Below are 3,594 nucleotides of genomic sequence, written 5' to 3' on the forward strand. Positions count from 1 at the left end.
TTTTTTTGATAATCATTTGAAAGTGAATTATCGAATTGTGGCCCCTAATACGTTTTTAAAATGATTCATCGCCCATTCAGCACCAGCTGGTGAGAACGTGGCCACGGCTGCTTGTGGAATCACAATGTGGTAATCCAGGTTGTAGGCACTGATTGCGGTGTGGAGGACACAAATATCAGTGCAGACACCAGCAATCCAGACTTCATCAATCCGCCGTTCCCGCAGGTAGTTATCCAAATTGGTGTTTTGGAAGGAGGAGTAACGGTTCTTATTGAATTTGTAGACATGGGAATCGTCATGATGTCGATCAAACCAGCTGCCGACTTGGCCGTATAGTTTCTGACCGGTCGTCCCAATAATATTATGGGCCGGATATAGTTTGGTTTCTGGATTGAATGGGTCATTAAGCCGGTGACCATCAGTGGGAAAGATCACATAATCATGCTGGCTTAAGAATTGATCGGCTAACCGCATAATTTCTGGGGCCAACGTCTGCGCTGGCTTGCCAACCGTTAGTGATCCCTTATCAGCCACAAAGTCGTTTGTATAGTCAATAATTAAGAGCGCTTTAGCCATCTTAATGTTCCTCCGTAAATTGAGCTTTAGTAATTAACTGTTCTTGCAATTCAGCCAATGTAGCTGTTAAGTAAACTGGGTACCGATCGGGGTTAACTAACCGTTTTGTGGCTTCTGGTAATTCTGCTACTTGATCCATTGAGAATTGCTGAATCTTAAAGAGATCATTTTCGATTGGGGAAGCATTGGAACCCAGATATTCTTGCATCAATGGCTTAGCATTAAAGTTAGTCAGAACTTGGCTGGCGTGCGTGGCTGCCGAATTAGCATTAACCACTTTCAATGGAGCCGTGATGTGCTCATCAGCCAGGGCAATCACATCGGCGATCGCTTGATGAAGGTTATCTTGCCGGTAAATCCGGTAAACTTGCTTATTACCAGGCAGGGTGATCTTTTCTCTGCTATCACTAACCTTAATTTTTGGGATCCATTGATCATTAATCTTTTCTTCGGCGAGCTTATAAACGCCACTTAATACCGGACTGGAGGAACTGGTAATTAAACGTTCCCCAATCCCAAAGTTATCAATTGGAGCTCCTTCATCCAACAACGACTTAACTACATGCGCATCAAGGGCATCTGAAGCTGTAATCTTTGCCTTGGGGAAGCCAGCATCATCGAGCATCTTCCGGGCTTTGATGGCTAATTGCGAAATGTCACCGGAATCTATCCGGATCCCGACTGGTTGGTGCCCTTGAGCGCTAACTTGCTTGAAGACCCGAATCGCGTTCGGCACTCCTGACTTCAAGACATCATAAGTATCAACGAGCAAGGAAACTTTGTCAGGATAAACCTTGGCCCAAGCTTGAAAGGCACTTAATTCATCAGAGAAGCTTTCGACCCAGGCATGTGCCATTGTGCCGGCCGCGGGAATATTAAATTTACTGGCTGCTTGTAAGTTCGACGTGCTGGTACAACCGCCGATCACCGCGGCTCGCGCCCCATACGTGGCGGCATCAGGGCCTTGCGCCCGCCGCGCGCCAAATTCCATAATTGGTCGGCCTTGAGCGGCATGGTTGATTTGCCAAGACTTCGTCGCAATTAATGATTGATGGTTAATGATGTTTAGAATAAAGGTTTCTAACAGCTGGGCTTCAATCAACGGTCCACTAATTGAAATAATTGGTTCCCGTGGGAAAACAGGGGTTCCTTCTGGTAAAGCCTTAATCGAGCAGTGATTTTTAATCTTGCTCAGGTAATCCAAAAACTCGGGAGTAAATTCATTCAGGGAGGTCAGGTATTCAATATTCTCCTTAGTGAAATGCCAATTTTGAACTTGTTCTACCACTTGCTGGAGACCAGCGACAATGACAAAACTACCGTTGTCGGGAACCCGGCGGTAAAAGACGTCGAAGCGAGCTTGTCGATCATGGGGTAGGGTAGCGTAGTACCCATTGGCCATGGAAAATTCATATAAGTCGGTTAATAGTTGTAGATTCATCTTAAATGCTTCCTTTTAAGTAAAAATTACTTTAATTTGGCTAAAAATAAAAGTATGGTTAACTTTTATTTACGTCTAGTATAAATACTTTGCAGCAAAATGCAAATGATGCCCTTTAGTTAAGTTGGTAGAGCTTTGGTGGCCGCCCAGAATGGTTCAAAGTGGCGGCCCCGACTTCTTTGAAGAGGTGGTTGTGAGTTTTCTTAAAGTTGGAATTATCAATCTTGTCAATTGTCGTACCTAAGAAAGCCGCAAAGACTTCGCGCGCTTGGCGCAGGGTAAAGGTATTACCTAAGATCCGAAGAATTTGGGGTTGATAGTCCAGCTTGTTTTTAATCCGATTAATGGCGGTGGTAATGATTTGAATATGATCAAAGACCAGGTGACCGGCGGGACTTAGGATAATCTCCTGTTGGTCATGGGTGATCACATAGTTGCCCTGATCTTTATCAAGCACGAACCATTGGGCATCTGTGGCCCCATACCCTGGATGCAATTTTGGGGTTGATGGTAAATAGGTCATATAGGCGAGTGCCAGTGCCCGAGTTCCCGTAACCCGCTTGGGATCTGTAAAGGTGGCCAGTTGTTCGGTTGAATTCATCGGAACTTGCAGGCCAATTTTATCGTCAATTAGACGAATGCAGGCCGCGTCGGCACTCTCTTTACTCCGCAAGAGGGTTTCGGGGAGGGCCCAATGTCCCTTTAGAGGTTCATCTGCCCGCTTAATCAATAGTAATTGTGGTCGGTGTAATTCAGTATTAAAACTCCAAATGACGTTGGTGATGGTCACCAATGGCCGGGCAATAATTTCACTATCCAATTGACGCTCCTCCCTTCATAATTGTTAACTCAACTCTATTTTAGCATTTCTCGGCCACTAGTAATTGCCCAGTTGCTTTAAATCATGTTTGACGAGGATTGCTAAATTTTGAATGGTGATCGACGTCGGCTGGGCTAACCATAAGCAAAAAGTATTCCAGAAAATACCGACGGCAATGCGGGTCATATATTCAACTTTGGTATCGTTAGTGACATCGACGTGTCAAGCAACACTGGGGTGGCGGAGATGGAAACGCCGAAAGAAAACCGGCATCGTTTGGTTAGCATTATCCAAGATCTTATAGCTTAAACCAGCTTTAACTAACAAAGCCAATTTAGCTGAGTGAGCTGGCCAGTAAGTAAAGAAGTCATCGATGACTTCTTTATAGGTTTGGGGGTTAACTTGCAAGATCCAATCAGTGTATTTCTTTAGTAAGGAAATAACATACTGATTAATCACATCGTCTTTGCTTTTGAAATTCCGGTAAAAAGTCCGCCGGGAAATATGGGCTTGGTTACTAATATCGATCACGAAAATTTCTTGGTACGGTTTGACGGTTAATAATTTTTTACAGGCTCAAACCAAAGAACAATCAGCTTTTATTGAGCTACTTAAACAGCAGTTAGAGGTTAAGGACGAACAGATTGCAACGACTAATAGGATTGCCGATCAAGCACAACAATTAGATTTAACTACACACAAACAATCACAACCATCATTACCTCAACAAACCGAATCTGAGAGAGCGTAAAATATC

Annotated in this window: 4 protein-coding genes and 1 pseudogene; 1 reads left to right on the forward strand and 4 read right to left on the reverse strand. The window is 44.0% G+C overall.

Annotation, left to right across the window (positions count from 1 at the left end; translation table 11 throughout):
- Nucleotides 1-27 precede the first annotated feature (27 nt).
- The 4 genes and pseudogenes from PPA04_RS09225 to PPA04_RS09240 all read right to left on the reverse strand — a co-directional run.
- On the reverse strand, nucleotides 28-576 hold the full coding sequence (locus tag PPA04_RS09225) for a cysteine hydrolase family protein (protein WP_045353555.1): 549 nt from the start codon (nucleotides 574-576) through the stop codon (nucleotides 28-30).
- A 1-nt stretch (nucleotide 577) separates the two neighbouring features.
- Nucleotides 578-2,017: a nicotinate phosphoribosyltransferase gene (locus PPA04_RS09230; RefSeq protein ID WP_147206812.1), complete on the reverse strand. Its 1,440-nt coding sequence runs from the start codon at nucleotides 2,015-2,017 to the stop codon at nucleotides 578-580.
- Nucleotides 2,018-2,132: 115 nt separating this feature from the next.
- Entirely contained in the window at nucleotides 2,133-2,837 is a 705-nt protein-coding gene (locus PPA04_RS09235) for an NUDIX hydrolase (RefSeq protein ID WP_035426685.1), read from the reverse strand.
- 222 nt (nucleotides 2,838-3,059) lie between these two features.
- Nucleotides 3,060-3,392: pseudogene (locus tag PPA04_RS09240) on the reverse strand (TetR/AcrR family transcriptional regulator); the annotation flags it as partial.
- Here PPA04_RS09240 and PPA04_RS09245 point away from each other — a divergent pair.
- Nucleotides 3,388-3,588 carry a DUF536 domain-containing protein gene (locus PPA04_RS09245; protein WP_225361824.1) on the forward strand — a complete coding sequence of 67 codons (201 nt, stop codon included), beginning with the start codon at nucleotides 3,388-3,390 and terminating at the stop codon, nucleotides 3,586-3,588. The pseudogene PPA04_RS09240 and the gene PPA04_RS09245 sit on opposite strands and share 5 nt — an antisense overlap.
- The last annotated feature ends 6 nt before the right edge of the window (nucleotides 3,589-3,594 follow it).

Source organism: Pediococcus parvulus (assembly GCF_007990205.1).
Taxonomy (GTDB): Bacteria; Bacillota; Bacilli; order Lactobacillales; family Lactobacillaceae; genus Pediococcus; species Pediococcus parvulus.